Source organism: Microcystis sp. M20BS1 (genome assembly GCF_020245305.1).
GTDB lineage: Bacteria > Cyanobacteriota > Cyanobacteriia > Cyanobacteriales > Microcystaceae > Microcystis > Microcystis ichthyoblabe_A.
Genome location: NZ_JADBUZ010000213.1, coordinates 1 through 3,150, shown reverse-complemented (window position 1 = coordinate 3,150; position 3,150 = coordinate 1). Strand labels below are relative to the sequence as shown.

5 protein-coding genes are annotated in these 3,150 nt (G+C 42.1%); 1 reads left to right on the top strand and 4 read right to left on the bottom strand.

The annotated features are described in order from the left end of the window. The first annotated feature begins 268 nt into the window (after positions 1-268). Entirely contained in the window at positions 269-1,483 is a 1,215-nt protein-coding gene (locus tag IM507_RS20250; protein WP_287637613.1) for an ATP-dependent 6-phosphofructokinase, read from the top strand. A gap of 443 nt (positions 1,484-1,926) precedes the next feature. Here the strand turns inward: IM507_RS20250 and IM507_RS20245 are convergent, their stop codons facing one another. The 4 genes from IM507_RS20245 to IM507_RS20230 form a co-directional block, all read right to left on the bottom strand. Beyond that, positions 1,927-2,073 carry a hypothetical protein gene (locus tag IM507_RS20245; RefSeq protein WP_184891196.1) on the bottom strand — a complete coding sequence of 49 codons (147 nt, stop codon included), beginning with the start codon at positions 2,071-2,073 and terminating at the stop codon, positions 1,927-1,929. Positions 2,074-2,103: 30 nt separating this feature from the next. Beyond that, complete coding sequence (locus tag IM507_RS20240) at positions 2,104-2,253, bottom strand: hypothetical protein (protein WP_184891197.1); 150 nt, start codon at positions 2,251-2,253, stop codon at positions 2,104-2,106. A 213-nt stretch (positions 2,254-2,466) separates the two neighbouring features. After that, positions 2,467-2,691: a DUF2283 domain-containing protein gene (locus IM507_RS20235; RefSeq protein ID WP_002742721.1), complete on the bottom strand. Its 225-nt coding sequence runs from the start codon at positions 2,689-2,691 to the stop codon at positions 2,467-2,469. A 3-nt stretch (positions 2,692-2,694) separates the two neighbouring features. Then, positions 2,695-2,925: a hypothetical protein gene (locus tag IM507_RS20230; protein ID WP_002742722.1), complete on the bottom strand. Its 231-nt coding sequence runs from the start codon at positions 2,923-2,925 to the stop codon at positions 2,695-2,697. Positions 2,926-3,150 lie beyond the last annotated feature (225 nt).

The following is a 3,150-nucleotide window of genomic DNA, read 5'->3' as shown; positions in this document are numbered from 1 at the left end:
ATCCCCCGCCTATCGGCACCCCCCTTATCAAGGGGGGCAGGGGGGATCGGCACCCCCCTTATCAAGGGGGATCCCCCCGCCTATCGGCACCCCCCTTATCAAGGGGGGCAGGGGGGATCGGCACCCCCCTTATCAAGGGGGGCAGGGGGGATCGAACCTAAAATCGATTTTTAATTTAATTATAACCAGCTACTTAACTGAAAACTGAAAACTTACATCTGATCACTGATAACTGATAACTGACAAAAAAATCCAGGAGGATATAACTATGAACGAGAATCAAAAGAAAAAAATCGGTATTCTTACCAGTGGTGGCGATTGCCCGGGGTTAAACGCGGTAATTCGTGCCGTGGTGAAATCATCAAAACTCAAGGGTTGGGATGTGTACGGCATTCCCTACGGGACCGACGGTTTTATGCAGATTGCCGAGGGAAAATATCACCCCCAAGATTTGATCCTGACTCAGCATGGCTATAACCTACCCGGGGTCTTGAAAGGATTAGACGTTTTGCAGTTTCTTAGTGGTAGTGTCTTGGGTTCTTTGAGCAAAGGACATCCCGAAAACCCAGAAATTGCCACGAAAATCCTGCAAGGATACGAAATGCTGGGATTAGATGCCCTGATCGTCGTTGGGGGCGATGGGAGCATCGATATCATCTACGATCTCGCCCAGAAAGGCAACTGGAATATTATCGCGGTTCCCAAAACCATCGATAATGACGTTCCCTATACGGAATGGTCCGTCGGTTTTACCACTGCCGTGGATATCGTCACTCAAGCTTTGTATGATCTCACCTTTACCGCCGCTAGTCACGAAAGGGTGATGATTGTGCAGGTGATGGGTAGAGATGCCGGTCATTTAGCCCTTCATGCCGGAATTGCCGGGGGGGCCGATGCGATTTTTATTCCCGAATTAACCCCGGCTCTCACTCCCGCAATTATCGACGGTTGTTGTCGTCATTTGGCAGAATTACGCGCTCAAGGTCGTAAATTCGCTCTTATTGTGATTTCTGAGGGTGTTAAAAACGAAGATAACCAAAAAGAGAAGTATATTGCCGATTATTTAGAAAAATTAATATTTGACAAAACTCGCTCTTTGTGCGTTACCGATCCCGTCTTCTGTTATCTCAATTCCATGGATGTGCGGGCCATGTCTTTGGGACACCTGCAAAGAAGTCGTCCTCCTTTGGCCATGGATCGACTGTTAGCCACGGCTTTCGGCATTAAGGCCGTAGAATTAATCGAACAGGGTAAACTCGATCGCGTGGTGATTTGGCGCGGGGGACAAGTGCGTAGTCTGCCTCTGAAACCAGTGATCAAAATTATCAAACAATGTCATCAAGAGCATCGCTGTGCCTATCCCGTGGATCCTAATGGTTTTATCGTCAAAACAGCCCGTTCTTTGGGAATTTACCTAGGGGAAAATCCCACGACCACGACCGAGACGGCAGTAGTTCCGCAAGCTGTGGAGGCGTTGGTTTAGTTATAATAAAGCGAGAAGGGTTGCTAATACTTTCTCGCTTTGTTAATTGGTTAAGATTAGGCATTTCTAAACGCTACAATTACGGGAGATACTGACAGCTACTGTCGAAATAAAGAAACTTTTTCAAAGAGTGTAATTAGGGCTTGCTGAATAAATGTGAAATATAGACGAGGTAAGGGTTTTAGGGGCCTATTTTGCGAAACAGGTGCAAGATTTTGAGAGAATCGTCGTTCAAAACCTTGCGTCTTCATCGGCCCGCGTCCTGTAGGGGCGAAGCATTCGGGCAATAACCTATTGGTGAAACCGTAGATTTTCTATCCGAATGCTTCGCCCGTACTTTTTCAGCAAACCCTACATAAAGACTTCTACTATCAGTGATGAGGTTATAAAATTGAACTATTGGACAAGCTTCAATGAGATGTCTAATCTCTTAAAAATAGTCATTAATCAACAAATTCTATCTCCTCAATTTCTTCTTTGTCTTGCAGTAAAGCTTCTAGCATCCAAGATTCTCCCATCCATTCATCAAAGTCTAAGGTATGCTGCAATTCATTGTTTTCAAATCGTCTGAGAAATTCTTGTGTCTGCATTTGATACTTATTTTCAAAAAAAGTTATTCGTTATTGAGTGCGCTTAATTCCTTCTTGAAGTTCTTGCAGTCTTTCGGTTAATGCGTCTTCAATAATTCTTTTTAAGGAGTTTAGATGCTTGGATTTAAGTTTTACTTCAGCCATAATGCTTCCGAGTTGATAATCGCTGCTGTTTGCCATTCGTCAGTCCATCCTAATTCTAGTTCATCTACTGCTAAAAAAGCTTGGGCGAGTTCTTCTGCTTCTTGTTGTTGTCGCCATTGTTGTAAAATTGAGGCGATGAAAATGCTTTTATCTTCTACTTTCTGGTTTAGGTAATTAACCAGTTCATCGGGTAAAGAAATGGAGATTTTAGCCCTTGTTATCTCTTTGGCTATTTGATTCTAATATAGACTATTTTGATTGAGCTAAAATAACAGAATTAAGGGGGAAAGATTCAGTTTCTAAACGAGTTAAATCAACAATTTGACTAGCTTGATCAATATCAATTCCAACTAATTTTCCTTCGCTATCAAAATCTAAAACAATATCAGGGGCGATTTCTTGAGAATCGGTGCTTGTTTTTTCTGATAGGCTAATGTATAGAGAATCGGTTTCAGGATAATAACTAAATTTCATTTTTTACTCCTTAAAGTTACGATCTGGGAAGGCGTTATGAATGGTTTCTCCATCATCTAGAGTGACAACTCGCAAGTATTTTCCTAATTCGGGAATGTATAACCAATGACGAATGCGTCCGTTTGGTTCTATTTCTCGTCTAACTGGATTCTGAATAGCCTGTTGACACCATTCTCGCTTAAGATAGGGTCTTTTGACCAAGACTTGTTCTTCAAAGTAGCGGGTAGTTTTCATTCATCATTTTTCTGATCTATTCCTTCTATCATAATTTTAACGAAATTTAGATAAATTTCCCCAGATACTAAATTCTCCCCCCTTTTTAAGCTATCCATTAGTCACATCTTTCTTAACATAAAATTTGACAAAAAGAGAAAAGTGTGCAAGATGGCTCAAGGGGGTTCTATGGGGGGACTAATTTGATGAGATAGTTTCCAAGTCTGGCTGATATCATGTAACCTT